This is a genomic window from Nocardioides sp. NPDC006303 (genome assembly GCF_040613175.1).
GTDB lineage: Bacteria > Actinomycetota > Actinomycetes > Propionibacteriales > Nocardioidaceae > Nocardioides.
This window is the reverse complement of sequence record NZ_JBEXRR010000009.1, coordinates 109,874-136,787: the sequence shown is the minus strand read 5'-3', so window position 1 is coordinate 136,787 and position 26,914 is coordinate 109,874. Positions and strand designations below refer to the sequence as shown.

Below are 26,914 nucleotides of genomic sequence, written 5' to 3'. Positions count from 1 at the left end.
GTCCCTATTCAACCCTCTGCGCGCGCACCGCGATGTTGAGCTCGAGCACGTTGACCCGCGGCTCACCGAGGATCCCGAAGGTCCGGCCGTCGGTGTGCTCGGCCACCAGCGCCGTCACCTCCTCCTCCGAGAGCCCGTTGGCGCGGGCAACCCGGGACACCTGGAGGGCTGCGTAAGCCGGTGAGATGTCGGGGTCGATGCCGGATGCGGAGGTGGTGACGGCGTCGGCGGGGACCTGGTCGACCGCGACGCCTTCGCGCGCGGCGATCTCGCGCTGGCGCTCCGTGATCGCCTTGACCAGGTCCGGGTCCTCCGGGCCGAGGTTGGAGCCGTACGTGGACAGCGTGTCCCAGCCCTCGCCGGCCGCGCTGGGACGCGGGTAGAAGAGCCCCTCGTCGTCGTTGCCCTGCCCGATCAGGGCCGAGCCGACCGCCTCGGCGGGGTCGTTGGTGTGCGCGCCGGACTCGGTGACCAGGGAGCCGTCGGCACGCCATCCGAAGGCGGCCTGGGCGACGCCGGTGACGACGAGCGGGTAGATGATCCCGCACAGCAGCGTCGCGGCGATGAGCACGCGGAGCCCGGCGAGGGAGTGACGAAGAAGCGCATAGAGATCTGACATGTTCACAGTCCTGGGATGAGGGAGATGACGAGGTCGAGCAGCTTGATCCCGACGAACGGCACGATCAGGCCGCCGACCCCGTAGAGCAGCAGGTTGCGGCGCAGCAGGGCCGAGGCCGAGGAGGGCCGGTAGCGGACGCCGCGCAGCGCCAGCGGGATCAGCGCGATGATGATCAGCGCGTTGAAGACCACCGCGGAGACGATGGCCGACTCCGGCGAGGACAGCCGCATGATGTTGAGGACGTCCAGCGCGGGGAAGGCGCCGACGAACATCGCCGGCAGGATCGCGAAGTATTTCGCGACGTCGTTGGCCACCGAGAAGGTGGTCAGCGCGCCCCGGGTGATCAGCAGCTGTTTGCCGATCTCGACTACGTCGATCAGCTTGGTCGGGTCGGAGTCGAGGTCGACCATGTTGCCGGCCTCCTTGGCTGCGGTCGTCCCGGTGTTCATCGCGACGCCGACGTCGGCCTGCGCCAGCGCGGGGGCGTCGTTGGTGCCGTCGCCGCACATCGCGACCATCCGCCCGCCACGCTGTTCGCGCCGGATCAGGGCGAGCTTGTCCTCCGGGGTCGCCTCGGCGAGGAAGTCGTCGACGCCCGCCTCCTTGGCGATGGCCGCAGCGGTGGCCGCGTTGTCGCCGGTGATCATCACCGTCTTGATGCCCATCGCGCGCAGCTCCTCGAACCGCTCGCGGATGCCGTCCTTGACGACGTCCTTGAGATGTACGACGCCCAGCACCCGTGCCGGGTCGCTGTTGCGGTGCTCGGCGACGACGAGCGGGGTGCCGCCGGTCTCGGCGATCTCGGAGACGATCACGGCGGTCTCCGGGGGCACCTGGCCCCCGTTCTCCTTGACCCAGGCCGTCACCGCGGAGGCGGCGCCCTTGCGTACGCTCAGGCCTGGGCTGTCCAGGCCGGACATCCTTGTCGTGGCGGAGAAGTCCACCATCGTGGCCTCCGCCGGCCCGCCCATGGAACGCCCGACGAGAGTCAGGATGCTCCGACCCTCAGGCGTCTGGTCGGAGAGGCTGGCCAGGACCGCGGCGTTCTCGGCGCCGGTCAGCGTGACCCCGGTGACCGGGATGACCTCGTACGCCTGCCGGTTGCCGTACGTGATCGTGCCGGTCTTGTCGAGCAGGAGCACGTCGACGTCACCGGCCGCCTCGACGGCCCTTCCCGACATCGCCAGGACGTTGCGGCGTACGAGCCGGTCCATGCCGGCGATGCCGATCGCGCTCAGCAGCGCGCCGATGGTGGTCGGGATCAGGCAGACCAGCAGGGCGGTCAGGACCAGCCAGGACTGGTGCGCGCCGGAGTAGCCGGCCAGGTAGTAGAGGCTCCAGCAGACGACCACGAAGATGGCGGTCAGGCTGGTCAGGAGCACGTTGAGTGCGATCTCGTTCGGCGTACGCTGCCGCGCCGAGCCCTCGACCAGGGCGATCATCCGGTCCACGAAGGAGTGGCCCGGGTCGGAGGTGATCCGGACGACGATCCGGTCCGAGAGGACCAGAGTGCCGCCCGTGACCGCCGAGCGGTCGCCGCCGGACTCGCGGATCACCGGAGCGGACTCGCCGGTGACTGCGCTCTCGTCGACGCTCGCGACTCCCTCGATGACGTCGCCGTCGCCGGGGATCCGCTCCCCGGCCTCGACCACGACGACGTCGCCGGCGCGTAGGCCGGTGGAGGCGACGACCTCCTCGGCACCGCCGAGACCACCCTGCAGTCGGCGCGCGGTGGTCTCCGTCTGCAGTGCACGCAGGCTGGCCGCCTGGGCCTTGCCGCGGCCCTCGGCGACCGACTCGGCCAGGGAGCCGAAGACGACGGTGAGCCACAGCCAGACGGTGACCAGCCAACCCATCACCGACGGGTCGAGGACCGACATGACGGTCGTGGCGGCCGCACCGATCTCGACCACGAGCATGACAGGGGTCGCCACCAGCTTGCGGGGATCGAGCTTGCGCAGCGCACCAGGCACCGCTTCGGCGATCTGCTTGGCCGTGAGCACCGACGTTGCCGCCTCGACATGGGTGTCGTGCTCGGTGTGTTCTTCAGGGGTACGTACGGGGGTCTGGGTCATGACAGGGACTCCACGATCGGGCCCAGCATGAGAGCCGGGACGAAGGTCAGGCCGACCACGACCAGCGCGACGCCGGTCAGCAGGCCTACGAAGAGCGGGCGGTGGGTGGGCAGGGTGCCGGCGTTGTCCGGCAGCCGGTTGGCGGTCGCGAACCGGCCCGCCAGAGCGAGCACGAAGACCATCGGGACGAACCTGCCGAGCAGCATCAGCATCCCGAGCAGCGTGTTCCAGAACGGGGTGCCCGAGGTGATGCCGGCGAAGGCGGAGCCGTTGTTGTTGGCGGCGCTGGTGACGGCGTACAGCGCCTCGGAGAGGCCGTGCGGGCCGTCGGTCGAGAGGCCGGCCAGCCCTGCCGGAACGGTCAGCACGATCGCCGCGCCGACCAGCACCAGGATCGGTGTGGTCAGGATGTAGACCGCGACCAGCACCATCTCGTCACGGCTGATCTTCTTGCCGAGGTATTCAGGCGTACGTCCCACCATCAGGCCACACAGGAAGACCGTGACCACGGCGAGCATGAGCATGCCGTAGAGACCGGAGCCGACGCCGCCGGGTGCGATCTCGCCGAGCATCATGCCGAACAGCGCGACGCCGCCACCGGGTGCGGTCAGGCTCTCGTGCATGCCGTTGACGGCACCGGTCGAGGTGCCGGTGGTGGCGGCGGCGAAGAGCGCCGATGCGGCCTCGCCGAAGCGGGTCTCCTTGCCCTCCATCGCGGCTCCGGCGAGCTGCGGAGCGGTGCCGGGGCCGGCCATCTCCGCCCAGGTCAGCAGGGTGATGCCGACGGTGAGGAGGGCGCCCATCGTGGCCACCACCGCGCCGCCTTGGCGCTTGTCCTTGACGATCAGGCCGAAGGCCCAGGCCATCGAGAACGGCAGCACGAGGATCGCCCAGATCTCGAGCAGGTTGGTGAACGGGTTGGGGTTCTCGAAGGGGTGGGCGGAGTTGACGTTGTAGAAGCCGCCGCCGTTGGTGCCGAGCTCCTTGATGGCCTCCTGGCTGGCGACCGGTCCTCCGGTCAGGGGCTGGGTGCCGCCGGTCAGCGTGGTCATCTCGTGCACGGCGTGCAGGTTCTGCACCGCCCCGGCCGCGACCAGCACGATCGCGACCACGAAGGCCGCCGGCAACAGGACCCGGACCGTCGTACGCACCAGGTCGACCCAGAAGTTGCCGATCCTTCCCTGGTTGCGGGTGCGGGCGAGCCCGCGCGCGAAGGCCGCGGCGACGGAGAGACCGACCGCGGCGGAGACGAAATTCTGCACCGCGAGCCCGGCCATCTGGATCAGGTGGCCGGTGGCCGCCTCTCCGGAGTACCACTGCCAGTTCGTGTTGGTCACGAACGAGACCGCGGTGTTCCAGGCGCCGTCGCTGGGCAGCGGGTCGAAGCCTCCGTCGAGCGGCAGCAGGTTCTGCAGCCTTCCGAAGGCGAACAGGAACAGGATCCCGGCCAGCGAGAAGCCCAGCGCCGACATCGCGTACGAGCGCCAGTGCTGGTCGGCCTCGGCGTCGACCTTGAGCGCGCGGTAGGCCACCGTCTCGGCGCGCAGGTGCTTCGGGCTGGTGTAGATGTGGGCGAGATAGCGGCCGAAGAGAGGGACCGCGAGGGCCAGCGCCGCGATCAGGACGACGATCTGCAGGACGGCGGCGGCGACGGGGCTCATCGGCTCACCGCCTGCGGCTCGGTCTCGGTGGGGGCGTCGCCGGTGTCGGTGTCGGAGGGCTGGCCCAACCGCCGGTCGATGAGACCGACGAGCGCAGCGAGCCCCGCGAAGGACACCAGCGTGATGAGGATGTAGACGAGATCTAGCACGACTCCATTGCAGCCCCGCCGAGGCCGCTGAGCGCCGGCCTTGACGGTTCCTTGACGGCGTACGCATCGCGATTGACGCATCCTTGACCGGGGGTGCCAGGGTCCCGGTGCGGACGTGATCATCATGGCGCTCGGGCTGATGCTGACCGTCAACGTCGTCCTCTATATCCTCTTCCGCCGCCGCAACTGGATCTGAGGAGAGGCCCCCACATGATGGTCTACGCACTGCGCCCGACGGGGCTCACCGAGCACGTCCCGAAGGAGGTGCCCGATCTGCTCGACGAGCCGGACACCGTGGTGTGGATCGACGTGCCGCAGTGCGACGAGGAGGCGTCCGAGCAGCTCGGACACTGGTTTCCCTTCCATACGCTCGCTCTGGGCGACTGCATGGCCCGCAACCACATCTCGAAGTTTCACTTCTACGAGGACCACGTCTTCACTGTGCTGCACGCGCCGAAGCTCGGGACCGGTGGGCACGTGCACTACGTCGAGCTCGACCAGTTCATCGGGGCGAACTACCTGGTCACCGTGCACGGGCCGGTCAACCCGGTCGTCGCCCCCGAGGTGGCCCATATCGACACCGACCGCGTGCGTCAGCGGATCCTGAAGGGCGAGGTCGACCTACGTACGTCCTGGGACCTGTCCCACGCCATCGCCTCGTCGATGATTCGCCGCGAGACGCAGCTCGTCGCCGACCTCGCTCGCGAGTCCGGTCGGATCGAGCAGCAGGTGACCGACGACGACCCCGACGACGATCCGGCGACCCTCCTGGAGGACCTGTTCCAGGTCGGTCACGCCCTGCTGACCGTACGCACCATCGCCACGCACAGCGCGGAGACGTGTCGCGCGGTGGCGCGCCGCGGGACCGGACCGGTCGCGGGTCTGGCGGCACGATCGGCCGAGCTGGCCGACCGGTTCGACATGGTGCGCACGATGGCCGACGGGCAGGGCGAGTTCGTGCGCGGAGTGATCGACTTCTACCAGGCTCGCACCAGCACTCACCTGGCGTTGGCCACCGAGGAGCTGGCCGCCACTTCGGTGCGGCAGAACGACGACATGCGGCGGATCTCGGCGTGGGTCGCCATCATCGCCGCCCCGACCCTGGTCACCGGCTTCTTCGGCCAGAACGTCCCCTACCCCGGCTTCGGTCAGCTCAGCGGCTTCATCGTCTCGAGCGGCATCATCGTGGTCGCCGCGATCGTCCTGTACGTGCTGCTCAAGGCCAGACGCTGGCTGTGACCCTGGGGCCGGGCTCGACGACGAACGCCTGGGCCACAATGTGCCCATGCTGCAGCTGCGGATCACCTCGCCGACGCGCCTGACACCCGCGGTCCTCGAGATCCTCACCACCGACCCCGCCGTCAGCGAGCTCTCGTCCCTGACGGGCGCCTCGCTGCACCCGGAGGGCGATGTGGTGCTCGCCGCGGTCGCCCGGGAGGCGGCCAACGACATCATCGACCAGCTCCGCGACCTGGGTGTACACCACGAGGGCAGCCTCCATGTCGAGCCGGTGCAGACGTGGATGTCCGAGGCCGGCCTGACCGCCGACCACCTCGCCCCGGGCAGCAGCGCCGACTCGGTGGTGTGGGCCGAGGTGACCCAGCGAGCCTACGAGGACTCCGAGACCAACTGGACCTACTTGAGCCTGATCAGCCTGGCCACGATGCTGGCCGGCATCGCGATCATCCTCGACTCTCAGATCCTGGTCATCGGGGCGATGGTCATCGGACCCGAGTTCGGCGCGATCGCCGCGCTCGGCGTCGCCCTGGTGCGCCGCCGCTTCGGGTTGCTGGGCCAGGCGCTGCGTACGTTGCTGGTGGGGTTCGCGGTCGGTATCGCCATGACCACGCTGGCCGCGCTCGTCGCCCGCGGGCTGGGCTGGATCACGGCCGCGAACGTCACCGCCGAGCGGCCGGGCACGGCGTTCATCTACACCCCCGACAAGTGGTCCTTCATCGTCGCGCTGATCGCGGCCGCCGCCGGAGTGCTCGCGCTGACCTCGGCGCGGGCGGGCAACCTGTCGGGCGTGTTCATCTCGGTCACGACCATCCCGGCTGCCGCCAACGTGGCCCTGGGTCTCGCCTTCGGGCTCGGCGAGGAGATCTGGGGCAGCACCCTGCAGCTCGTCGTCAACGTCTCCGGCATGGCACTCGCCGGCTGGCTGACCCTCCTCGTCCAGCAGTACGTGTGGCAGCACGTCTCCGAACGCCGCGCGCGGTTCGTGGCGCGGCTCAGGAAACGCTGACAAAGGTCCCGCTTCTCGACAACTGACGCAAGCACTGGGAGGCTACTGGACTCAAGCAGAACATTTGGTTGACCAGAGCGCTCTCGGAGGACGCATGCGGGCAATTCAGCGGGCTATCGTCGGAGTCGGGCTTGCAGTCGTGGCCCTCGTCGCGATGGCACTGCTCATCGGAGGGATACGGTCGATTGGGCCGGACCAGTCGAGTCGGCCCGCGCACCAGGCGAGCGGCCTGCAGAGCCGGCTCGCCGATGGCCCGACCGGTCCGCCCGAGCCCATCGACGCCGCCGAGGACACCTCGGTCGGCACCCTGCCCCCGCCGCCCGACGCCTCGCTCGCCACCCAGCTCGCCTCCCGCGACCTGCTCGCGCCGCCCGAATCGGCGCCGAGCGCGAAGCAGCCCACCGAGGGCAGCACGCTGAGCGCCCGGAAGATGCGCGGCGGGGAGAAGTCGGACGAGACCTCAGGTCAGGTCCCGGGCATGCCCGGGCAGGACTTCACCGCGACCCAGGACGGCTGGGACTGGAGTCAGTGGGACGCGGATGGCTGGTACGGCGACAGCGACGACGGCGACGACTGCCGGCGCGACCAGCACTATGAGCACCGCTACGACCGCCGCGACGACTGCGACGATGACGACCGGCGCGACTGAGGCCGTCTAGAGGACGCTCTCGACAGCCGCACGCACCTGCGGGCTGGGCTCGATGGCCTTCCCGGACTCCAGGTCGTAGAAGACCAGCGTGACCTGCCCGCGGGCGAGCCTGAGGTCGCCGTCGGCGATCTCCGACTCGATCGTCATCGACTTGGTGCCCAGCCGGGAGACGTAGCTCCACACGTCGTACGGCTCCGAGCGAGCGAGGACCGGTGCGTGGTAGGTGACGTCGGTCTGCGCGACCACGACGGACGGCCACCCTTCGATGTCATTGTGCGACTTCAGCCGCATCATCAGCGCCAGTCGCGACTCCTGGAAGTACTCGAAGTACTTCACGTTGTTCACGTGCCCGTACGCGTCGACGTCGGAGAACCGGACGAAGAGCGGGAAGCGCCCGTCCTCGAGCCGCTTCGGCTCGCCCAGCGCGAGCGGCTTCGGCGACCATCCCTCGGGGTGGGCCTCGAGATACGGCTGGAGGTTGGCCTTCTCCTCGGGCTTGAGCCGGCGCGGCGACTCGGTGGCGAAGACGTACGGCGCCAGGACCGTGCTCGCCCGCACGAAGACCTTGCGGGTGCCGTCGGGCTGGTCCCGGAAGATCTCGTAGGCCATCGTGAAGCTGGCCGCCCGGATGTCGGTCACCCACGACTCGACGTAGACCGGCGTGAAGTCGAAGAGCAGCGGGGCGACGTACGTGACCTGGTGGCTGGCCACCACGACCCCCTCGGCCAGGCCCTGGGTCTGCGGGCTCCGGGCGTGCGTGCGCAGCATGTCCACGCGTGCCTCTTGGAGGTAGTCGACGTAGACGACGTTGTTGACGTGGCCGAGCATGTCGAGGTCGGCCCAACGCATGGGGCATTCGTAGAGGTGGCGCACGTGGCCGATCCTTCCAGATGATCTTGGGCACTGGGCCTGGCGACCAGACGCTGTCCGGGCGAGTATGGTGTCGACCACAGTTCTACCTACTCATCAGTAACCGGGAGTCTTCATGCCTGAGGCAGTCATCGTCGCCGCCGCCCGCACCCCGATCGGGCGAGCCAACAAGGGATCTCTGAAGGACTTCCGTCCCGACGACCTTGCGGCACTCATCACCAAGGAAGCCGTCGGCAAGGTCGAGGGCCTCGACCCCAACGACATCGACGACCTGCTGCTCGGGTGTGGTCTGCCGGGCGGCGAGTCGGGCAACAACATGGGCCGCGTGGTCTCCGTGCTGAACGGCTGGGACAAGGTGCCCGGCGCGACCATCACCCGCTACTGCTCCTCCTCGGTGCAGACCTCACGGATGGCGCTGCACGCGATCAAGGCCGGCGAGGCCGACATCATCGTCTCCGCCGGTGTCGAGACCGTGTCCCGCTTCTTCAAGGGCACCTCCGACCACCTGCCCGACACCGTCAACCACCTCTTCGACGACGCCCAGTCGCGGACCACCGCGACCGCCGCGTCCAACGAGAAGTGGCACGACCCGCGTCAGGACGGCCTGCTGCCGGACGTCTACATCGCGATGGGCCACACCGCTGAGAACCTCGCCACCTCGCGCGGCATCTCGCGCCACGAGATGGACGAGTTCGGCGTACGCTCCCAGAACCTCGCCGAGAAGGCCATCGCCGACGGCTTCTGGGCCCGCGAGATCACCCCGGTCACCACCCCCGACGGCACCGTCGTCTCGGCCGACGACGGCCCCCGCGCGGGCGTGACCCTGGAGGCCATCTCCGGCCTCAAGCCGGTCTTCCGCGAGGACGGCACTGTCACCGCCGGCAACTGCTGCGCCCTCAACGACGGCGCCGCCGCCGTCGTGGTCATGTCCGACACCAAGGCCGCCGAGCTCGGCGTCACCCCGCTGGGCCGGATCGTGTCCACCGGCGTCTCCGGCCTCTCCCCCGAGATCATGGGCCTCGGCCCGGTCGAGGCGACCCGGAACGCACTGAAGTACGCCGGCATGTCGATCGGCGACATCGACCTGGTCGAGATCAACGAGGCCTTCGCGGCCCAGGTGATCCCGTCCTACCAGGACCTCGGCATCGACATCGACCGCCTCAACATCAACGGCGGCGCCATCGCCGTCGGTCACCCCTTCGGCATGACCGGCGCGCGCCTGCAGAACACCATGCTCAACAGCCTCGACTGGCACGACAAGACCACCGGTCTGATCACCATGTGCGTCGGCGGCGGCCAGGGCATGGCGATGATCCTCGAGCGCATCTGATGCAACTTCCGCCGAGTCGGCTCGTTATGACGAGCCGACTCGGCGGATCTCAGCGCATCTCGATGCCGGGGCGGTCGCTGATGAGGTGGTCGGAGACGGCGTTCATCACTCGACCCAGAGCCGCGAAGTCTTCTTCGCTGACCAGATCGATGAGGTAGTCGCGTACGCCGGTGACGTGGACGTGAGCCGCCTCGCGCAGCAGCTCGAAGCCGCGATCGCTGAGGGTGGCGACGACACCGCGGCCGTCCTCGGCCGAGTTGCGGCGTTCGACCAGCCCGGCGCGCTCCATCCGGGTGATCGTGTGCGTGATCCGGGAGCGCGAGTGGGCCAGCGAGTCGGCGAGCTGCGCCATCCGCATGGCGCCGTCGTTCTCGGAGAGGCGTACGAGGATCTCGTACTCCGGGAGCGAGATGTCGAAGCGAGTGCGTAGGTCGGCGTCCAGGCGGTCATCGAGCAGGGTCATCCCCATCATCAGCGCACGCCACGAGCGCTGTTGCTCTTCATTCAGCCACCGAGTCTCATCACCCACGGGGCATTACGTTAGCCCTGTCTGCGGGCTGTTCCATGCACTGGCACCCCTTAACGGCCAGGAAGTTGTCACCGAAGGTTCGATCCGAACCCGGGACGAGAGCCCTGAAACAGTCGGGACCAACGGCAGAATGACCCGGGACCTTAGCCCGGCAATCGAGGCGGCCCACGCCATCACAGGCCCCAGAAACAATTCGCCACGGCTCCAGGTAAAGGCGAAGATTGTTCGGTGTCGACTCCCCCTGCTCTCGGTCTCCGTGACTTCATAGCCGCACTTCCACGCGAGGGCCGCTGGCTCCTGTCGACGGTTGCGATCCAGCTCCTCGGTCGAGGCATGACGCTGCCATTCACGATCATCTACCTACATGAGGTACGCGGCTTCGACCTCGGTCTCGCCGGCACCCTGATGGGGCTGATCGCCATCACCGGCTTCATCGTCACCGGCCCGGCGGGCAGCCTGATCGACAAGTACGGAGCCCGTCCCGTCATCCTCGGCGGCCTGGTCTGCGCGATCGCCGGTGACGTGATGCTCGCCTTCGCCACCACCCCGGTGCTCGCCGGCGCGGCGCTGTGCCTTCTGGGCGTCCAGGCCGGGGTGTCCTGGCCGGCTGCCAACGCCCTGGTCGCCACCGTGGTCGAGGGTGAGCTGCGGCAGCGCTACTACGGGGTGAACTTCGCGCTGATCAACCTCGGTATCGGCGTCGGCGGCGTCATCGGTGGTCTCTTCATCGACGTGAGCCGGCCCGAGACGTTCACCTACGCCTTCCTCGCCAACGCCGCCACCTTCACGATCCCGGCGCTGGTTCTGCTCGGCCCGCTGCGTCACCTGCACGGCCGTGCAGCGCGTCCTGCTGCCGACGAGCCCGACGCGGCCGCGTCGTACGCCACGATCCTGCGCCGTCCCGAGGTCGTCTGGCTGGTGGTGATCGGCGTGCTGCTCTCGACCCTGGGCTATGGCCAGATCGAGAGCGGGTTCCCGGCCTACTCGCGTCAGATCGCGGAGGTCTCCACCCGGGTCATCGGATTCGCGTTCGTGGTGAACTGCGCCGTGATCGTGCTCGCCCAGTTCTGGGTGATGAACCGGGTCAGCGGACGGCGACGCACGCGAGTGCTCGTCGCCACCGCCGCGATCTGGGGCCTGGCCTGGGTGGTGTTCGGAGCCACCGGCCTGGTGCCAGGCTCCGTCGCGGCCATTGTCGGCGTAGTCGCCTTCCAGGGAATCTTCTTCGCCCTCGGCGAGACGCTGATGCAGTCGGCCTACCCGGCCCTGACCAACGACATGGCGCCTGACCACCTGCGCGGGCGTTACAACGCGATCAACTCGGCCTCGTTCCAGACCGGGGCGATCATCGGCCCGATCCTGGCCGGCTTCCTGCTCGAGCACGGCCAGTCGACGGCATTCATCGCGCTGATGGTGGTCGGCTGTGTCGGCATCGTCGCCGCCTCGATGCGCCTGGAGCGCCGGATCACCCCCGCCGTGAACGGCGTACGCCCCGCAGCGACCCAGGAGCCCGCCACCCTGTGACCAACGCGCCGAGTCGGCTCGTTGTGACGAGCCGACTCGGCGGGGGTTTTGGTCAGAACGCGCCGACTCGGCGCGGGTTGGTCAGTCGCGGGTGAGGCGACGGTGGGTGACGCGGTGGGGGCGGGCGGCCTCCTGGCCGAGGCGCTCGATCTTGTTGGCCTCGTAGGACTCGAAGTTGCCCTCGAACCAGAACCACTCGCCCTCCTTCTCCTCGGTGCCCTCCCAGGCGAGGATGTGGGTGGCGATGCGGTCGAGGAACCACCGGTCGTGGGAGGTGACCACTGCGCAGCCGGGGAAGTCGAGCAGCGCGTCCTCGAGCGAGGAGAGCGTCTCGACGTCGAGGTCGTTGGTGGGCTCGTCGAGCAGCAGCATGTTGCCGCCCTGCTTCAGGGTGAGCGCGAGGTTGAGGCGGTTGCGCTCACCACCGGAGAGCACGCCGGCCTTCTTCTGCTGGTCGGGACCCTTGAAGCCGAAGGAGGCGACGTAGGCCCGCGAGTTCATCTCGAAGTTGGCGACCTTGATGAAGTCGAGTCCGTCGGAGACGACCTCCCAGACGTTCTTGTTGGGGTCGATGCCGCCGCGGCTCTGGTCGACGTAGGAGATCTTCACCGTCTGGCCGACGTTGAGCTCACCCGCATCGGGCTTCTCGGAGCCGGTGATCATCCGGAACAGCGTGGTCTTGCCGACACCGTTGGGGCCGACGATGCCGACGATGCCCGCACGCGGGAGCGAGAACGAGATGTCGTCCCACAGCGTGCGGCCCTCGAAGCCCTTGACCAGACCCTTGGCCTCCATCACCACGTCGCCCAGGCGCGGGCCCGGCGGGATGTTGATGTCGGCGGTGTCGATCTTGCGGGCCTTGTCGGCCTCGGCGGCGAGCTCCTCGTAGCGGGCCAGACGCGACTTCGACTTGGTCTGGCGGGCCTTGGCGTTGGAGCGGACCCACTCCAGCTCCTTCTCGAGCATCCGGGCGCGCTTGGCGTCTTTGAGGCCCTCGACCTTGAGACGGTCCTTCTTGGTCTCCAGGTAGGTGGAGTAGTTGCCCTCGTAGCCGTGGATCGAGCCACGGTCGACCTCGGCGATCCACTCGGCGACGTTGTCGAGGAAGTAACGGTCGTGGGTGACCGCCAGAACGGCGCCCTTGTAGCTCTTCAGGTGACCTTCCAGCCACTGCACCGACTCGGCGTCGAGGTGGTTGGTGGGCTCGTCGAGGAGCAGCAGGTCGGGCTCCTGCAGGAGCAGCTTGCACAGCGCGACCCGGCGGCGCTCACCACCGGAGAGGTTGTCGACGATCGCGTCCCCCGGAGGGCAGCGCAGCGCGTCCATGGCCTGCTCGAGCTTGGAGTCGATGTCCCAAGCGTTGATGTTGTCCAGGAAGGTCTGGAGGTCACCGGTCTCGGCCATCAGAGCGTCCTGATCGGCGTCGGGGTCACCCATCTCCATGTAGGCGTCCTCGAGGCGCTTCATCTTCGACTTGATCTCGCTGACCGCCTCCTCGACGTTCTCGAGGACGGTCTTGCCCTCGGTCAGCGGCGGCTCCTGCTGGAGCATCCCGACGGTCGCGTCCTGGTCGCGGACGATGTCGCCGTTGTTGGGATGGTCCAGCCCGGCCATCAGCTTGAGCAGCGAGGACTTACCCATGCCGTTCGGGCCGACGACGCCGATCTTGGCACCGTGCAGGAACGAGAGGGTGACGTTGTCGAGGACGACCTTGTCGCCGTGGGCCTTGCGCACATTGCGCAGGGAGAGGATGTAGTCGGCCATGGTGCCCACCCTAATGAGGGAGAGGCACGCCGGTACAACCGGCGCACCCCGCCACAGCGGCCTGCGCCCGCCCGGCTCACCTCACGCCGCCACAGACGCCTCCGTCTCATCAGTCGCCTCGCCATCGTCCGCGGTTGCCGGCGTCTGGTCCCACGGGTCCGCGCCCGGCGCCCGCCAGTCGGAGAGCGGGTCGCGCTCGGGGTCGTCGTCGCGGGGCTCGGGGGCGGGGGCGGCGACTGCGGCCAGAGAGCGCGGGTTGCGCGAGAGGCTGGACATACCGCGGTTGAGGTCATGGCCGACAACGGTCGCCTCGACCTCGAAGGTGTTGACCTCGAGACCGTCCTTGTTGACGTAGCTGCGGGCGGACAGCCGTCCCTGGACGACCACCGGGTCGCCCTTGCGCAGCGAGCGCCCGACGTTCTCCCCCAGCTGACGCCAGGCACTCACCGAGAACCATTGCGTCACGCCGTCCGTCCACTCCCCGGTGGACCGGTTGAGCTTCCGCGGTGTGCACGCCATCCGGAAGTTCGCGACCGAGAACTCACCGACGCTCCGCACGACGGGGTCGGCACCGACGTTGCCGCGCAGGGTGATGATCGAGTCGTTCATCGTTGTCTCCTCAGAGTTCGCGCCCGCCTGATGCGGGCCTCGGGCACAACCCTGCGCTCGACCACCGACAGTTCCGGGCTGCGTACGTCCGCCTGTGGACAACCCCGGATCGAACAGTGCCTGTGGACAGTGATCGGCCCGCCGACCGGTCAGCGCAGCGCTTTGGCCACCCCGTGCCGAAGGGCGGTGTAGGCCGCCAACTCGGTCTCGATCGGGTCGACGACGAGCTCACGGGACACGTCGGCGACCGCCGTACGCAGCCGCGCATCGGCCGCCCGCGCCCGCCGTCGAGCGGTGCTGATCACCAGGAGATGGCACACGGCCCACAGCACCAGGCCGAGCCCGACACCCCCGATGAAGAGGACGTACGGCAGCTCGACCCCGGCAACAGAGGGCGTCACGTCGCCGATCTGAGCGGTTCCGGAGAGAAGCAGCGCCACCGACCACACGAGTCCGACGGTGGCGAGGATGATGAGAAGCCACTGGAGCGCCTTGACCAGCCCGGTCCACAGCGGCAGCCGCTCGGCATTCAGGTCGACTCCACCGACCGAGGCGTCGAGCCTGTCGGCGAGGTCATCCATCCGCGAGACCGATGCCCGCCGGATCGCGTCGCGCCACGGCGAGGCGAGCCCGGCGCCGGCCTCGTCGGCCAGCTGACGCACCTCGGTGTCGACCCGCGCGCGCTCGACGGCGGTGGTCTGCGGCAGCGAGGTCCGGGCGCGCCCGGCCAGCTGGGTCGCCTCCTCCCCCAGCGCGAGGTGAAGCCGCTTCAACGGATCCGGCCTCAGCCGGGAGACCCACGAGACCAGCGGCCAGCCCGTGGCCGCACTGGCCCGGGTGCGTACGGACCGCTCGACCGCGTCCACCACGGTCGGCACCCCGGCGGCCTCGGAGATGGCGTCCTCGAGGGCCTCCACCCGGGGCTTGGCCAGGGAACGCGGCTTGGCGTCACCGGACGCCTTGGCGAGCTTCACGGCAGCGGTCTTGATGTCGGCGGAGAGCCGGGACTTGTTGGCCCGCTTCGCCGCGGCCCGCTGGGCGATCTCGGTCTTGAGCTGCGGGATCCCCCAGCCGAGCTTGGCCGAGACCGGGATCACCGGCACGTTTCGCAGCCCGTCCTGGTCGAGCAGGCGGCGTACGTCACCCAGCATCGACTCCCGACGGTCCTCGGGAACGCGGTCGATGTGGTTGAGCACCACGACCATGATCTCGGAGTGGGTCCGGAGCGGCTGCAGGTAGCGGTCGTGGATGGCCGCGTCGGCGTACTTCTGCGGGTCCAGCACCCACACCAGCATGTCGGCGAGCTCGACCAGCCGGTCGACCTCGAGATGGTGGGAGACCTCGGTGGAGTCGTGGTCGGGCAGGTCGAGCAGCACCACGCCGTCGAGCTCGTGCCCCTCACGGCGGGTGTCGAGCATCGAGTCGCGGGTGGTCTGGTGACGCTCGGGGATGCCCAGCCACTCGAGGAGCTCCTGAGCGCCCTCCGAACCCCACACGCAGGCGGTCGCCCAGGAGGTGGTCGGCCGCCGGACACCGACGGCAGAGAGCTCCAGCCCGGTCAGGGCGTTGAACGTGGACGACTTGCCCGACCCGGTCGCCCCCGCGACCCCGACGACCGTGTGGTCGGCGGAGAGCTTGAGGCGTCCCTGAGCCTTGTTGACCACGGCGCGCGCGTCCTCGACGAGTCCGTCGTCGAGGCGCCCCGTCGCCGCCACGGTCGCAGCGGTCAGTCCGTCCAGCCGATCACCGAGATCTCCACCTCGGCTGACCAGGTTCTTCGCACCTTCGAGCAGGCCGCTCAATGATCCCCCTTCAATCCCTGACAAGTCTCAGTCATCGCCGCGCTGGCTGGCGAAACGAGCGTCGCCGACCTTCCGCGCAGCGTGCCGCAGTCGCTCTGGCGCACCATGGTCGATCTGCAGCGCGTCGACCTGACCCGTGTAGCGCGCCCGCTCCTCGTCGACGAGCCCCACGATGCGTACCTCCAGCGCCTTGCGCGCTCTGGACGCCAGCCCACGCACGGCCTGGTCGCCGAAGACCGCCTCCAGCAGCTTCTGGCCGAGCAGGAGAGTGCCGCCGGCGATGCCCACCTCGGCACCGACGAGCGCCCCGCCGGTCGAGGCGAAGACGACCACCATCAGCGCGACGCCGAGGCCGTTGACCCCGTAGGAGAGGAACTTCGCGGTCGTACGTTTGTCCTCACCCTCGCTGCGCACCATGTCGAGCACGTCCTGCTGCCAGTCGCGCACCGCACGCTCGGCCTTGGGCCGCAGCGCACGCGAGGCTCGGCCGAGGTCGGCAGGGCCGGCGTCGAGCAGCCCGCGTCCCGCGGGACTCATCTGCCAGGCCGCCTCTGCCCTCTCGGCAGCCGCCTCGCACTGCTCCAGGATCAGCATCTCCAGGCCGCCCTGTACGGCCGCGGTCACCCGTTCGGCCTGCTGCGGCTTGCCCTTGATCGAGCCGAGGATCTTGTCGCGGAGCATCCCCACCTTCGTCTCGAGCGCCTTGAGGATCTCGCCGCTGCCGACGAACTCCTGCCAGCGCGCGAGCACCTCCCCACGCAGCAGCGTCCCGTCGGCGGTTGCCGCCATGATCGACTTGAGCGCCTCGTCGTAGGCCATGTCCGCATCGGTACGCAGCCGCTGCGCAGCCTCTCCCTGACCGTCCGCGGTGTCGGCGATCGGGTGGACCTCCAGGGTCAGCGCCCGCACCGCACCGTCGAGGGTCTGGGTGACGACCTGGTGGCGCGCGGTGGCGTCGTCGGCGAGCATGTCGAGCCAGGCGCGTACCTCGGCGACGTGTTCGGCCGGCAACAGGCCGTGCTCGGAGACCTCGCCCTCGTGGACGATGAAGAGCGGTGAGTCCTTGAGCCCGCGCGAGGCGAGCATCCGGGCCAGGTGGCCGGCGACGGTCTGGACGGCCTCGGTCGGAGTGCGATCGAGCACCACCGCCACCGCGGTGGAGCGGTTGGCGGCGAGCTGGAGGAACTCCCAGGGCACCTGGTCGGCGTAGCGTGCGGCCGAGGTGACGAAGACCCACAGGTCGGCCGCGGCGAGCAGCTCGGCCGCGAGCACCCGGTTGGCCTCCTCGACCGAGTCGACGTCGGGCGCGTCCAGGATCGCCAGGCCGGGGTGGAGCCGGTCGCTGGCGACCAGCTGCAGCGCGCCGGGGTCGTTGGTCGGATGGTTGACCCGCTCCAGCTCGGGAAGCAGGCGATCCTGGCCGAACCAGCGGCCGTCTTCGGGGTTGTGCACCAGCACCGGCGAGCGGGTCGTCGGCCGCAGCAGCCCCGGCGTGGTCACCTTGGTGCCGACCAGCGAGTTCACCAGCGTCGACTTGCCGGCGCCCGTGGAGCCGCCGACGACCGCGAGGAGCGGCGCGTCGATGGTCATCATCCGCGGGATGACGTAGTCCTCGAGCTGCTCGACCATGTTCTGCCTGGCCGCCCGCTGCTCGTCGGCGCCGGGCAGGTCCAGCGGCAGGGTGACCTCGGTCAACGCCTGGTGGAGCTGGATGAGCGAGGTCACCATCCGGTTGCTCTCGCCGCCGGACGCCTCGATCTCGGCCCGAGCGGCCTCGAACTCGGTGGTGGGCTTCTCCGCGAGCATCCCCGCGGTCAGCGCCTCGTAGGCCGCCGGCCGCTTCTCAGGAGCCTGCTCCGGAGCAGGCTCCGGCGCGTTGTCGTCGTGTCTGTTCTCGTCACTCATCCGGTCATCACCTGCCCGCTCGGGAACGCGATGTGTGGACGTACCTCACTGATGCGGTCAACGTATGCCCTCCCCCGGGCGGCGAAGTCTGGCGGCGGGTTGCCGCGCAGGAATCGCCAGTGCAAGTATCCGAGCTCGATGGCAGCCTGCTGGTATTCACGCATGGCCGCAACCCCCTGAGCCCCTCCATGGGTCGACGCGAACCTCCGCGCCTGCTCCCGGCGCCGCAGATCGACCACCCAGCCGATGTCGGTGTAGGGAATCAACCCGCGTTGCGCGGCGTCGGTCAGCGACCGGGTCAGCACGATCCGCTCGGACTTTCGCCGCCAGACCGCGAAGACCACCAAAGAGACGAACGCGGGCACCATCACCACGACGTACGCCAGCAGGAACCCAGCCCCGTCATAGAGCAGCGTCGAGCCGTTCCAGGTGGCGTGGGCGAGCACCGCGATGGCGTAGCCCAGCAGCGGCGCCACGACCTTCAGCCAGCGCTTGCGCGTGACCACCGCGACACCGATGCCGATGCCGAGGAAGGCGGTGAAGAACGGGTGGGCGAAGGGGCTGAACAGGCAGCGCATCACGAAGACGGCGGTGAACTCACCGATGTGTCCTGTGGAGCTGTCGCCCATGCCGGGCGTGCCGTTGTAGGTGCCGCCCAGGTAGAGGATGTTCTCGGTGAAGGCGAAGCCGATGCCGACCATGCCTGCGTAGACGATGCCGTCGAGCACTCCGTCGAGGAGGTGTCGACGCCAGACCAGCAGCACAAGGAGGAACAGCCCCTTGGCCGCCTCTTCGGTGACCGGAGCCACGATCGCGAGCTGGGTCGGCTGGCTCCACCCGGCGAGCAGCGCCCCGACGCTCTGCACGATCAGCGCGGCGGCGACCGCGACGAAGGCGCCCCATCCCAGGCCGAGCGCGAGCAGCGACTTCGGCTCGGGTTCGTAGCGGTCCAGCCACAGGAAGGCGTAGACCAGCGGCACCACCGGGATCGCCGCGAAGAGCACTCCCAGGATCGCGCCGGTCGGGGCAAGATGGTCGTTGACGACGCTGGTGCTCAGCAGAACGATGCCGAGCACCGGCAAAGAGGTCAGCACGACAAGCACGCCCACCACGATGGTGAACGTGCGGTTGCTTCTCGTCGGATCCTTCGGGATCGCCCCCATGCGCGCCAGACTATCGGGCGTGCGGACCGCACGCGCGACCCGACACCGATCGAGACGTCCCCGCCACCCGCGTGGCCTGGGAACTCACGAGCGTTGTGGATCCGGCGCGGCGTACGATTCCGGTATGACGGACAAAGGCGCCCCCACTCCTGCAGACGACCACACCGAGAGCCACGACCAGACGGTTCCGGAGGCGTGGTCCAAGTTCATGAGGGAGGGCTGGGACGACCGCGAGGTCGAGGTTCCCGAGCATCCGATCACCCCGTGGGCGGCCGCCCGCCGAGAGCGCCTCTCGGGCATCTTCCCGGGTGAGCGCCTCGTCGTCCCGGCCGGCACCTACAAGGTCCGCGCCAACGACACCGACTACCGCTTCCGCGCCGACACCGCGCACGTGCACCTGACCGGCAATCAGACCTCCGACGCCGTCGTCGTGATCGAGCCGGACGGCACCTCGGTCCTGTACGCACGCCCGCGCAGCGGTCGCGACACCGACGAGTTCTTCCGCGACCGTCAGTACGGCGCGCTCTGGGCCGGGGCGCGTCCCTCGGCCCGGGAGCTCTCCGACTCGCTGGGCATCGAGGTACGCCACGTCGACCAGCTCGAGTCCGACCTCTCCGGCAGCACCCCGACCCGCGTCCTCCGCGGAGTCTCGGCCGACGTCGACAAGCTGGTCGCCCCGGCCGAGGCCACCCGCGACGAGGAGTTCGCCAAGGCGCTCTCCGAGCTGCGCCTGATCAAGGACGAGTGGGAGCTCGGCGAGCTCAAGGAGGCCTGCGACATCACCGTGCGCGGCTTCACCGACGCGGTGCGCGAGTGGGACCAGGTCCTGAAGCACGGCGAGCGCTGGATCGAGGGCACCTTCTTCCGCCGCGCTCGCGCTGAGGGCAACGACCTCGGCTACGACTCGATCGTCGGCGGCGGTTCCCACGCCACCACGCTGCACTGGATCGACAACGACGGCCCGATCGTCCCCGGTGAGCTGGTGCTGCTCGACATGGGCGTCGAGGGCCACAACCTCTACACCGCCGACATCACCCGCACCCTACCCATCTCCGGGACGTTCACGCCGCTGCAGCGCAACCTCTACGAGCTCGTCTACAAGGCCCAGCAGGCCGGCATCGAGGCGATCCGCCCGGGCGTGACCTTCCGGGCCGGCCACTTCGCCGCGATGGAGATCCTCGCCCACGGCCTCGATGACCTCGGTCTGCTGCCGGTCTCGGTCGACGAGGCGCTCTCCGAGGACAACAAGACCTACTCCCGCTGGACCCTCCACGGCGTCTCCCACATGCTCGGCCTCGACGTCCACGACTGCGCCTCCGCGTCGAAGGAGGCCTACATCGAGGGACCGCTGCAGGAGGGCATGGTGCTCACCGTCGAGCCGGGCCTCTACTTCCAGAAGGAGGACAAGCTCGTCCCCGAGGAGCTGCGCGGCATCGGCATCCGCATCGAGGACGACATCGTCGTCACCAAGGACGGCTCCGTGAACCTCTCCGCCGGCCTGCCGCGTACGGCCGACGACGTCGAGGCGTGGATGGGTCAGCATCTGTGACGTGAATGCTGACCGAGTTACCTCGGTCGAGTCGCGCTTTCCTCGTGGAGTTCCACGAGGGAAGCGGTTGCTGACCGAGGTAACTCGGTCAGCAACCGCCGCGGCCGGCTGCCTCGCCCTGGCCTCGGCCCTGATGGCCTGCAGTCCGGGCAGTACGCCGCGACAGCAGCCCGCCGCATCGCCATCAGCGACGGCGTCTCCGTCGGCGCCCGCGTCGAGCAGTTCGGAGGACATCTTCGAGGGAGCCGTGGTCGGGATCGACCCGGGCCACAACGGCGGCAACGCGGGCGCGCCGGAGGTGATCAACGAGCCGGTGTGGAACGGGCGCGGGCAGAGCCCGTGCAACACGACGGGCACCGCGACCGACGACGGCTACCCGGAGACCGACTTCACCTGGGCGGTGGCCACGAAGCTCGCCGCCGATCTGCGCGAGTCCGGCGCGAAGGTGGTCATGACCCGCGACAGCAACGACGGGGTCGGGCCGTGCATCGACGAGCGCGCGAAGATCATCAACGACGCGAAGGCCGACGTCGCGATCGACATCCACGCCGACGGCGCGGCCGCCTCCGAGCGGGGCTACTCGCTGCTGATCCCGGTGCCGTCGGGCACCAACGACGAGGTCGTCGAGCCCTCGCGACGCTACGCCCAGCTGCTCCGCACCGAGATGCGGAAGACCGGGATGCCGCTGGCCTCCTACCTCGGTGAGGGCGGGTTCGTGGAGCGCGACGACCTGGCCGGCCTCAACCTGACCACGGTGCCGCAGGTGCTGCTCGAGACGGGCAACATGCGCAACCCCGTGGACGCGCGCCTGCTGAAGTCGGACCGGTTCCAGGCGCGGACGGCCGCCGCCATCAAACGGGCGATGGCGGCGTACCTCCGCTCACGCTGAGTTAGCCCAGCTCAGAGCTTCGTCCACTCGACGGGCTCGAGGTTGTACTCCTCCGCGATCGGCCCCCACGCCTTGGCGGCCGCCTTCTTCGGGTCGTGGCTGGCCAGGCTGAGCGTGGTCGCCTTCTCCAGCTTGCCCTTGCCGCCCACGCACTCACCGTCGGCGTTGACCTTGCGCTTCTCGCCCCAGGCGGCGAAGGCCAGGTCGGCGTTCTGCGAGGTCATCCACGCGGACTCGAGGTTCTTGACGAGCTTCCGCGACCCCGGGAGGACGGCGGTGTCGATCTTGGCGACCTTCGTTGCCAGCTTCTCGCGAGAGGCCGCGGCGTCCTGGAAGGTCTGGATCGCCTCGTCGATGTTCTCGCAGGCCTCGAGGTCGGCCTGAGCGGCGCCGATGGCCGCCTTGTCCTTGGCCGAGGTCTTGATGAGGTCGTCGATCTTCTTGGCCTCGGCCGCGGCACCGCCCTCGGTCGTGGTGGCGCCCTGGGTGGTGCCGGTCTCGGCGTTGGCGTCGTCGCCGTTGCTGTTGATCAGGCCGATGACGAAGGCGATGATCGCGACGACGACAGCCAGCGCGAGGACGATCAGGCCCCAGCGCTTCAGGTCGAGACCACCAGGTCCCTTGCCCTGACCGCCCTGACCGCGCTGCGGCTCGTAGCGGGCGTCGTAGCCGTTCCTGTACGGGTCGTAGCCCTGCGGCGCCATCGGCGGCGGTGCCGGGGTGTTGGGCCCACCGCCGACCGGCGGCTGCCCGACGAGGGTGGCGTCGTTGTAGGGGTTCTGGCCGTAGGGGTCACCGTACGGCTGGCCGAACTCGTCCTGGGACCGGTCCTGCCGCTGGCCATAGGGCTGCTCGTACGCCTGGTCGAAGCCCTGGTCGGGGCCCTGGCCGTACGGCTGGTCGTAGGGCTGGTCGTAGCCCTGCGACCACTGGGCCTGGTCCGGCTCGAGCTGCGGTGCGAGCGGGGCGTAGGCGGGGTCGCCGTAGGTCGGGGCCTGCTGGCCCTGGTCGGGCTGGCCGAACTCGGGCTGGCCGTCGTCGTAGCGCGACTCGGGCGCCGGGGCGTCGAACTGCGACTGCGGCGGCGCGAACTGCTCGAACTCGTCACGCGGACGGGTGCCTCCGGAGGCCTCCTCGTCGACGGCCTCGAACCGAGGGCTCATCGCGACTTGGGTCTCGTCGGGACGGACCGGCTCGGGCTGGCGTCGCTCGACCGGCGGCATCGCCTCGTGGGTCGCCTCGTAGGCCGCCTCGGGGACCGGGCCGTCGAACTGCGGCGCGGGCTCGACGAAGGTCGGGTGCTCCGCGCTCTGGTGGAAAACCGCGGCCGGACGCTCGGGCAGCGGAGGCGCTGCCATGGGCTCCGGGGTCTGCGGCGCCTGCGGTTCCGGCATCTGCGGGGCAGGCGCGGGCGCGGGCGGCTCAGGCGCGCGCTCCTGTGCGGGCGGCCGCGTCGGGAGATCCGGCAGCGGCGCCGGCGCGGCCACCTGGGCCTCCGGCTCAGGATTCGGCTCCGGGGTCTGCTCAGGCTCTTCCGCGACCTTCTTGCGCTTGGGCAGGAAGAGCGACTGCGACTGGGAGGCGAGCTCCGGCTCGAACTTCGGCGTACGCGCCGCCAGCCCGAACAGGCCACCATCGTCCGAACCTGCCGGCGGCGGGGCCATGCCACCACCGAAGGCCGGCTGCTCACCGCTGGGCGCGGTCATGCTCAGCTGGGGCGCCATCGAGGCCCCCGGCGTACGCCTGACCTGCTCGAGCGGCAACGGGGCCGGCTCCGCGTCGGCCTCGGGTGCGGGCGTAGCGGCTCCCTGCCCACGCCTCGGCAACGACAGACCACCCTGCTCAGGATCGGCACCCCGCTGCGGCAGTCGCGGCGGTGCAACCGGCTCCGGTGCACCCTGCGACGGCGGCTGATGAGCGCTTCTGACGGGGGTCCCACAACCTGTGCAGAAGCGCATACCGGTGACGGCTGCACCGCACGAGGTGCACATGGACTCCATAGTCATGTCCGGGGACCTTACCGATGATCGGGCCCAGTCTCGAACCCTCGTGGTCCGCCAATCGGACACTCACGTCGACAGTGTGGGGACAGTGCACCCAAATACCCCCCACACCTTGGTAACACTCCGGCCAGCGTTTCGGATTCCGATGCACACAAGGGATACGGGCACCGGTAAGATCGTCCGCGGCCTGCGCAAACCCCCTTCCAGCGGGGTGCTCACACAGGCCACGCCTCCGTAGCTCAGCTGGATAGAGCATCGGCCTTCTAATCCGACGGTCACAGGTTCGAATCCTGTCGGGGGCGCCACAGGAAATTCGTGTGGGTTAAATCATGCGCTCGCGCGTGTTTCGGCGGCGACCGCCGCGGCGTCCGGCCGCCCGGCGTACAGGGTCCGGAAGAACGGCAGGGTGCGGTGCACCATCGGACCGATGAGCAGCGCCTCGGCGACGGTGCCGATGCCGACCATTCCGCCGAGGAGCCAGCCGACTGCCAGCACGGTGATCTCGACGCCCGCGCGGCAGAGCCAGACCGGGGCGCCGGTGCGCTCGTGCAGGCCGGTCATCAGGCCGTCGCGCGGGCCCGGGCCGAGGCCGGGCGCGATGTAGATCCCGGTCGCCGCGGCCAGCAGGAGCAGACCGCCAGTGAAGAGCGCGACCTGGGCAACCAGGTCCGACGGCTGCGGAAGCAGCCAGAGGCCGATCTCCGCGGAGGTGCCGACGAGCAGGACGTTCAGCACCGTGCCGACGCCGGGCCGCTGTCGCAGCGGGATCCAGATCAGCAGGACGACGAGCCCGATCAGGTTGGTCATCATCCCGAAGGAGATCCCGGTGATCTCGACGAGTCCCGATGCCAGCGTGTTCCAGGGCGCCAGGCCCAGCGAGCCCTGCACGAGCATGGCGAGTGCGATGCCGTAGAGGAAGAGTCCAGTTATCAACCAGGAGAGCGACTTCACAGAGAGATCCTTCACGATTGCAAAGCCAATCACGGGTCCAATCGAAGGTAAAGAAGCCAATCGCGGTAAGGTGGCCTCATGCCTCGCGGAAGAATCGGTGCCACTGCGCTCGCTGGCCTGCTCGGTCAGTGGCAAGGGGAAGGCCCGGCGTACGAGAACCTCGCCGAGCGGATCCAGCTGCTGCTGATCGACGGACGGCTCTCTGCCGACGTACGTCTCCCCTCCGAGCGCGAGCTCTCCGAGCGGCTGATGCTGAGCCGCACCACGATCACTGCCGCCTACCGGCGCCTGCGCGAGCACGGCTACGCGCTGAGCGTCCAGGGGTCGGGTACGACGACAAAGCTGCCACCCACCGCGCCCGACTCGTTCACCGAGGGCGGCGAGATCGACCTGGTCAGGGCCACCCTGCCGGCCACCCGGCGGCTCCCGGAGGCCGCCGTCGAGGCGACCCGACGGCTGGCCGACCACATGACCGGACCCGGCTACACGCTGTGGGGCATCGAGGAGCTCCGCGCCGAGATCGCGGCGCGCTACACCGATCGCGGTCTGCCGACCGATCCCGACCAGATCATGGTGACCACCGGCGGCCAGAGCGCGATCGCCCTGCTCGCCCGCACCGTGATCAGCCGCGGCGATCGGGCCTACGCCGAGAGCCCTTCCTACCCCAATGCGTACGACGCCCTGAGCCTCGCCGGAGCCCGGATCATCACGAGCCCGGTGACCACCGACGCCGGCTGGGACATGCCCGCGATGGAGGCGGCCATCGCCCGGACCACCCCCGTGATGGCGTACGTCATGCCCGACTTCCACAACCCGACGTCTCGCTCGATGTCGACCGAGGACCGGCTCCGCCTGCTGTACGCCGCGGCGAAGGTCGACACCCTCCTCGTGGCCGACGACACCACCGCCGAGCTGAACATCGACCGTCCTCACACGTTCCCGCCGCTGGCCGCGATGGCCGGCGAGCACCAGGCCCGCGTCGTCCACATCGGCTCGGCGAGCAAGATGCTGTGGGGCGGGCTGCGGGTCGGCTGGATCCGCGCCGACCCGGTACTGCTGACCCAGATCGCCAGCGGACGCTCCGCCACCGACCTCGGCACCCCGATCTGGGAGCAGCTGGTCACCACGATCCTGTTCCAGCACCTCCCCGAGATCCTGCGCGAGCGAGCCGACCAGCTCGCCGCCGGCCGCGCCGCGCTCTACCACGCGATGCGCGAGCACCTTCCCGACTGGGAGCTGCCGCCGCGTATCGACGGCGGCCTCTCCGCCTGGGTGGGCCTGCCCGCGCCGGTCAGCTCCCAGCTCACCCTCGCCGCACGCCCCCACGGCCTGCTCGTCACCGCCGGGCCCAGGTTCGGGGTCGACGGCGCGTACGAGCGTCACCTGCGGCTGGCGATCACGCCCCGCCCCGAGCTCGTCCGGCGCGGGGTCGAGATCCTCGCCGAGGTCTGGCCGCGTGCCGCCTCCACGCCCGCGCTGGCCCTCACCACGTCCGAAGCCGTCGTCTGAGCGGGCTCAACCCCGCGCGAGGGCATCCAGCGCCCACAGCCCGAGCCCGTCGAAGCGTGCCGACTCGTAGCTCGGTACGTCCCCGCTCGTCGCCTCCAGAAGGCGGCGGGTGGTGATGTGCGAGGCCCCTCGGGCGAGGCTCGCGGTCGCGATGTCGGCAGCAGTCACGGTTCGCGACGGGATCTCGCGACGCTCCCGGGCCCGCCGCCGCTCGTAGTCGAGCTCGTCGACGGTGATGCCGCGGATGATCGTCTCGGCGCTCCCCAGGGATCGGGTGTTGATCAGCGCCTCGGCCAGCGGGAAGTCGTACGTCACGACGGCATCGAGGCGCCACACGGTCGCACTCGCCTCGCTCACCGGGACAGGGGCCTGTCCTCGCCTCATCTCCACGGCGCCCCGAAGGCCGCGGGCGGCTGCCGCGGCCAGCGTCGTCGCCTCGGTGGGATGCCAGCCGAGCGAGTCGCCGACCCGGTCCACATCCGCGGTCCCCAGCGTTCCCACCTGGGTCCCACCGAGCCCGCCGAGGATGGCGATCACCTGCTCGGCGGGTAGCTCCCCGTCCACGCCGGGGCCGACGACGGCGAGCTGCACCGGCAGGCCGCTGCGCATCGCCGCGGCCAGGGTGAGCGAGTCGGCCAACGGGCTCAGCAGGCCGGGCTCGTCTCCCCGGGCGACCACGTCGCCACCGACGTCGACGACCGTGAGCGAGTCGGCGCCGAGGGCCCGAGCGAGATGCTGGAGCTGCTCGGCGAGTCCGACCGCACCGTCCGCGAGGTCGTGCAGGAAGAGGCGCGCGTCGACGTCGCCGGCAAGCCGCGGCAGCACGGACCGGCCCGGAGGAAGAGTGTCCGTCGTGGTCGATATCTCCGCCCGGACACCATCGACCAGGCGGAGCCCGATGAAGTCGCCGCGCGAGCGTGGGCCAGGCACCGGGTCGATGCGGAGCCGTTCCCAGGCGCAGGTCGACACGAACACGTCGCCGTCGTCCATCTCGGGCTCGAGGACCCGGCGCGCCAGGAGCACGCCGAGCGCATCACCCCCACCACCGGCCGCGACGAAGAGAGTGCTCACGCAGACGATTCTGACCGCTGGGCATCCGGCGCGCCACAGGTCGGCCGC

At 69.6% G+C, this 26,914-nt stretch carries 22 protein-coding genes and 1 tRNA gene; 9 read left to right on the top strand and 14 right to left on the bottom strand.

The genetic code is table 11. From position 1 onward, the window contains the following. Positions 1 to 4: 4 nt before the first annotated feature. Genes kdpC through ABZY89_RS10065 form a run of 4 tightly spaced genes read right to left on the bottom strand, consistent with a single transcriptional unit; the run spans position 5 to position 4,504 of the window. Positions 5 to 619 (bottom strand): potassium-transporting ATPase subunit KdpC, encoded by a 615-nt coding sequence (gene kdpC, locus ABZY89_RS10080; protein ID WP_355226774.1) that lies wholly within the window; start codon positions 617 to 619, stop codon positions 5 to 7. Positions 620 to 621: 2 nt separating this feature from the next. After that, a complete protein-coding gene (kdpB, locus tag ABZY89_RS10075; protein ID WP_355226772.1) occupies positions 622 to 2,694 on the bottom strand; it encodes a potassium-transporting ATPase subunit KdpB in 2,073 nt (690 codons plus the stop codon). Then, a complete protein-coding gene (gene kdpA / locus ABZY89_RS10070; protein WP_355226770.1) occupies positions 2,691 to 4,355 on the bottom strand; it encodes a potassium-transporting ATPase subunit KdpA in 1,665 nt (554 codons plus the stop codon). Before kdpA ends, kdpB begins: the two co-directional genes overlap by 4 nt. Beyond that, positions 4,352 to 4,504 carry a hypothetical protein gene (locus tag ABZY89_RS10065; protein WP_355226769.1) on the bottom strand — a complete coding sequence of 51 codons (153 nt, stop codon included), beginning with the start codon at positions 4,502 to 4,504 and terminating at the stop codon, positions 4,352 to 4,354. The genes kdpA and ABZY89_RS10065 overlap by 4 nt, the downstream gene beginning before the upstream one ends. A gap of 210 nt (positions 4,505 to 4,714) precedes the next feature. Between ABZY89_RS10065 and ABZY89_RS10060 the strand changes: the two genes are divergently transcribed. The 3 genes from ABZY89_RS10060 (at position 4,715) to ABZY89_RS10050 (ending at position 7,398) form a co-directional block, all read left to right on the top strand. Next, positions 4,715 to 5,743, top strand: a complete 1,029-nt coding sequence (locus ABZY89_RS10060; RefSeq protein WP_355226767.1) for a magnesium transporter CorA family protein — start codon at positions 4,715 to 4,717, stop codon at positions 5,741 to 5,743. A 46-nt stretch (positions 5,744 to 5,789) separates the two neighbouring features. Then, positions 5,790 to 6,749, top strand: coding sequence for a DUF389 domain-containing protein (locus ABZY89_RS10055; RefSeq protein WP_355226765.1), 960 nt, complete (start codon positions 5,790 to 5,792; stop codon positions 6,747 to 6,749). Positions 6,750 to 6,843: 94 nt separating this feature from the next. Continuing rightward, positions 6,844 to 7,398 carry a hypothetical protein gene (locus tag ABZY89_RS10050; RefSeq protein WP_355226763.1) on the top strand — a complete coding sequence of 185 codons (555 nt, stop codon included), beginning with the start codon at positions 6,844 to 6,846 and terminating at the stop codon, positions 7,396 to 7,398. Between the two features lie 6 nt (positions 7,399 to 7,404). Here the strand turns inward: ABZY89_RS10050 and ABZY89_RS10045 are convergent, their stop codons facing one another. Further along, positions 7,405 to 8,247: a thioesterase family protein gene (locus ABZY89_RS10045; protein ID WP_355226761.1), complete on the bottom strand. Its 843-nt coding sequence runs from the start codon at positions 8,245 to 8,247 to the stop codon at positions 7,405 to 7,407. A gap of 136 nt (positions 8,248 to 8,383) precedes the next feature. On the opposite strand from ABZY89_RS10045, the gene ABZY89_RS10040 reads away from it, so the two are divergent. Then, entirely contained in the window at positions 8,384 to 9,598 is a 1,215-nt protein-coding gene (locus tag ABZY89_RS10040) for an acetyl-CoA C-acetyltransferase (protein ID WP_355226760.1), read from the top strand. A gap of 49 nt (positions 9,599 to 9,647) precedes the next feature. On the opposite strand, the gene ABZY89_RS10035 is transcribed toward ABZY89_RS10040, so the two are convergent. Next, positions 9,648 to 10,127 (bottom strand): MarR family transcriptional regulator, encoded by a 480-nt coding sequence (locus tag ABZY89_RS10035; protein ID WP_355226758.1) that lies wholly within the window; start codon positions 10,125 to 10,127, stop codon positions 9,648 to 9,650. Between the two features lie 228 nt (positions 10,128 to 10,355). Here ABZY89_RS10035 and ABZY89_RS10030 point away from each other — a divergent pair, with 228 nt between their 5' ends. Further along, entirely contained in the window at positions 10,356 to 11,651 is a 1,296-nt protein-coding gene (locus ABZY89_RS10030; RefSeq protein WP_355226757.1) for an MFS transporter, read from the top strand. Positions 11,652 to 11,732: 81 nt separating this feature from the next. Here ABZY89_RS10030 and ettA read toward each other — a convergent pair whose 3' ends face one another. The 5 genes from ettA to ABZY89_RS10005 all read right to left on the bottom strand — a co-directional run bounded on the left by ettA (position 11,733) and on the right by ABZY89_RS10005 (position 18,894). Beyond that, on the bottom strand, positions 11,733 to 13,415 hold the full coding sequence (gene ettA, locus ABZY89_RS10025) for an energy-dependent translational throttle protein EttA (RefSeq protein ID WP_355226755.1): 1,683 nt from the start codon (positions 13,413 to 13,415) through the stop codon (positions 11,733 to 11,735). A gap of 81 nt (positions 13,416 to 13,496) precedes the next feature. After that, positions 13,497 to 14,024, bottom strand: coding sequence for a single-stranded DNA-binding protein (gene ssb / locus ABZY89_RS10020; protein ID WP_355226754.1), 528 nt, complete (start codon positions 14,022 to 14,024; stop codon positions 13,497 to 13,499). 149 nt (positions 14,025 to 14,173) lie between these two features. Continuing rightward, positions 14,174 to 15,826 carry a YfjP family GTPase gene (locus tag ABZY89_RS10015; protein WP_355226752.1) on the bottom strand — a complete coding sequence of 551 codons (1,653 nt, stop codon included), beginning with the start codon at positions 15,824 to 15,826 and terminating at the stop codon, positions 14,174 to 14,176. A 27-nt stretch (positions 15,827 to 15,853) separates the two neighbouring features. Next, on the bottom strand, positions 15,854 to 17,731 hold the full coding sequence (locus ABZY89_RS10010) for a dynamin family protein (protein ID WP_355226751.1): 1,878 nt from the start codon (positions 17,729 to 17,731) through the stop codon (positions 15,854 to 15,856). Further along, on the bottom strand, positions 17,728 to 18,894 hold the full coding sequence (locus ABZY89_RS10005; RefSeq protein WP_355226750.1) for a PrsW family intramembrane metalloprotease: 1,167 nt from the start codon (positions 18,892 to 18,894) through the stop codon (positions 17,728 to 17,730). Before ABZY89_RS10005 ends, ABZY89_RS10010 begins: the two co-directional genes overlap by 4 nt. A gap of 124 nt (positions 18,895 to 19,018) precedes the next feature. On the opposite strand from ABZY89_RS10005, the gene ABZY89_RS10000 reads away from it, so the two are divergent. Both ABZY89_RS10000 and ABZY89_RS09995 read left to right on the top strand, forming a co-directional pair. After that, positions 19,019 to 20,443 carry an aminopeptidase P family protein gene (locus tag ABZY89_RS10000; RefSeq protein WP_355226748.1) on the top strand — a complete coding sequence of 475 codons (1,425 nt, stop codon included), beginning with the start codon at positions 19,019 to 19,021 and terminating at the stop codon, positions 20,441 to 20,443. Positions 20,444 to 20,510: 67 nt separating this feature from the next. After that, positions 20,511 to 21,332 carry an N-acetylmuramoyl-L-alanine amidase gene (locus ABZY89_RS09995; protein WP_355226746.1) on the top strand — a complete coding sequence of 274 codons (822 nt, stop codon included), beginning with the start codon at positions 20,511 to 20,513 and terminating at the stop codon, positions 21,330 to 21,332. 11 nt (positions 21,333 to 21,343) lie between these two features. Here ABZY89_RS09995 and ABZY89_RS09990 read toward each other — a convergent pair whose 3' ends face one another. Continuing rightward, entirely contained in the window at positions 21,344 to 23,158 is a 1,815-nt protein-coding gene (locus ABZY89_RS09990; protein ID WP_355226744.1) for a hypothetical protein, read from the bottom strand. A 405-nt stretch (positions 23,159 to 23,563) separates the two neighbouring features. Here ABZY89_RS09990 and ABZY89_RS09985 point away from each other — a divergent pair. Next, a tRNA-Arg gene (locus ABZY89_RS09985) sits at positions 23,564 to 23,640 on the top strand. A gap of 22 nt (positions 23,641 to 23,662) precedes the next feature. Here the strand turns inward: ABZY89_RS09985 and ABZY89_RS09980 are convergent. Beyond that, positions 23,663 to 24,286, bottom strand: coding sequence for a hypothetical protein (locus ABZY89_RS09980; RefSeq protein WP_355226742.1), 624 nt, complete (start codon positions 24,284 to 24,286; stop codon positions 23,663 to 23,665). 78 nt (positions 24,287 to 24,364) lie between these two features. Here ABZY89_RS09980 and ABZY89_RS09975 point away from each other — a divergent pair, with 78 nt between their 5' ends. Continuing rightward, positions 24,365 to 25,795: a PLP-dependent aminotransferase family protein gene (locus ABZY89_RS09975; RefSeq protein ID WP_355226741.1), complete on the top strand. Its 1,431-nt coding sequence runs from the start codon at positions 24,365 to 24,367 to the stop codon at positions 25,793 to 25,795. Positions 25,796 to 25,801: 6 nt separating this feature from the next. On the opposite strand, the gene ABZY89_RS09970 is transcribed toward ABZY89_RS09975, so the two are convergent. Continuing rightward, on the bottom strand, positions 25,802 to 26,866 hold the full coding sequence (locus ABZY89_RS09970; RefSeq protein ID WP_355226739.1) for a DUF1152 domain-containing protein: 1,065 nt from the start codon (positions 26,864 to 26,866) through the stop codon (positions 25,802 to 25,804). Positions 26,867 to 26,914 lie beyond the last annotated feature (48 nt).

Excerpts from the sequence above, each read along its gene's own strand:
- kdpC (WP_355226774.1), bottom strand. The coding sequence starts at position 619 with ATGTCAGATCTCTATGCGCTTCTTCGTCACTCCCTCGCCGGGCTCCGC.
- kdpB (WP_355226772.1), bottom strand. The coding sequence starts at position 2,694 with ATGACCCAGACCCCCGTACGTACCCCTGAAGAACACACCGAGCACGAC.
- kdpA (WP_355226770.1), bottom strand. The coding sequence starts at position 4,355 with ATGAGCCCCGTCGCCGCCGCCGTCCTGCAGATCGTCGTCCTGATCGCG.
- ABZY89_RS10060 (WP_355226767.1), top strand. The coding sequence starts at position 4,715 with ATGATGGTCTACGCACTGCGCCCGACGGGGCTCACCGAGCACGTCCCG.
- ABZY89_RS10055 (WP_355226765.1), top strand. The coding sequence starts at position 5,790 with ATGCTGCAGCTGCGGATCACCTCGCCGACGCGCCTGACACCCGCGGTC.
- ABZY89_RS10050 (WP_355226763.1), top strand. The coding sequence starts at position 6,844 with ATGCGGGCAATTCAGCGGGCTATCGTCGGAGTCGGGCTTGCAGTCGTG.
- ABZY89_RS10045 (WP_355226761.1), bottom strand. The coding sequence starts at position 8,247 with ATGCGTTGGGCCGACCTCGACATGCTCGGCCACGTCAACAACGTCGTC.
- ABZY89_RS10040 (WP_355226760.1), top strand. The coding sequence starts at position 8,384 with ATGCCTGAGGCAGTCATCGTCGCCGCCGCCCGCACCCCGATCGGGCGA.
- ettA (WP_355226755.1), bottom strand. The coding sequence starts at position 13,415 with ATGGCCGACTACATCCTCTCCCTGCGCAATGTGCGCAAGGCCCACGGC.
- ssb (WP_355226754.1), bottom strand. The coding sequence starts at position 14,024 with ATGAACGACTCGATCATCACCCTGCGCGGCAACGTCGGTGCCGACCCC.
- ABZY89_RS10010 (WP_355226751.1), bottom strand. The coding sequence starts at position 17,731 with ATGAGTGACGAGAACAGACACGACGACAACGCGCCGGAGCCTGCTCCG.
- ABZY89_RS10005 (WP_355226750.1), bottom strand. The coding sequence starts at position 18,894 with ATGGGGGCGATCCCGAAGGATCCGACGAGAAGCAACCGCACGTTCACC.
- ABZY89_RS10000 (WP_355226748.1), top strand. The coding sequence starts at position 19,019 with ATGACGGACAAAGGCGCCCCCACTCCTGCAGACGACCACACCGAGAGC.
- ABZY89_RS09975 (WP_355226741.1), top strand. The coding sequence starts at position 24,365 with ATGCCTCGCGGAAGAATCGGTGCCACTGCGCTCGCTGGCCTGCTCGGT.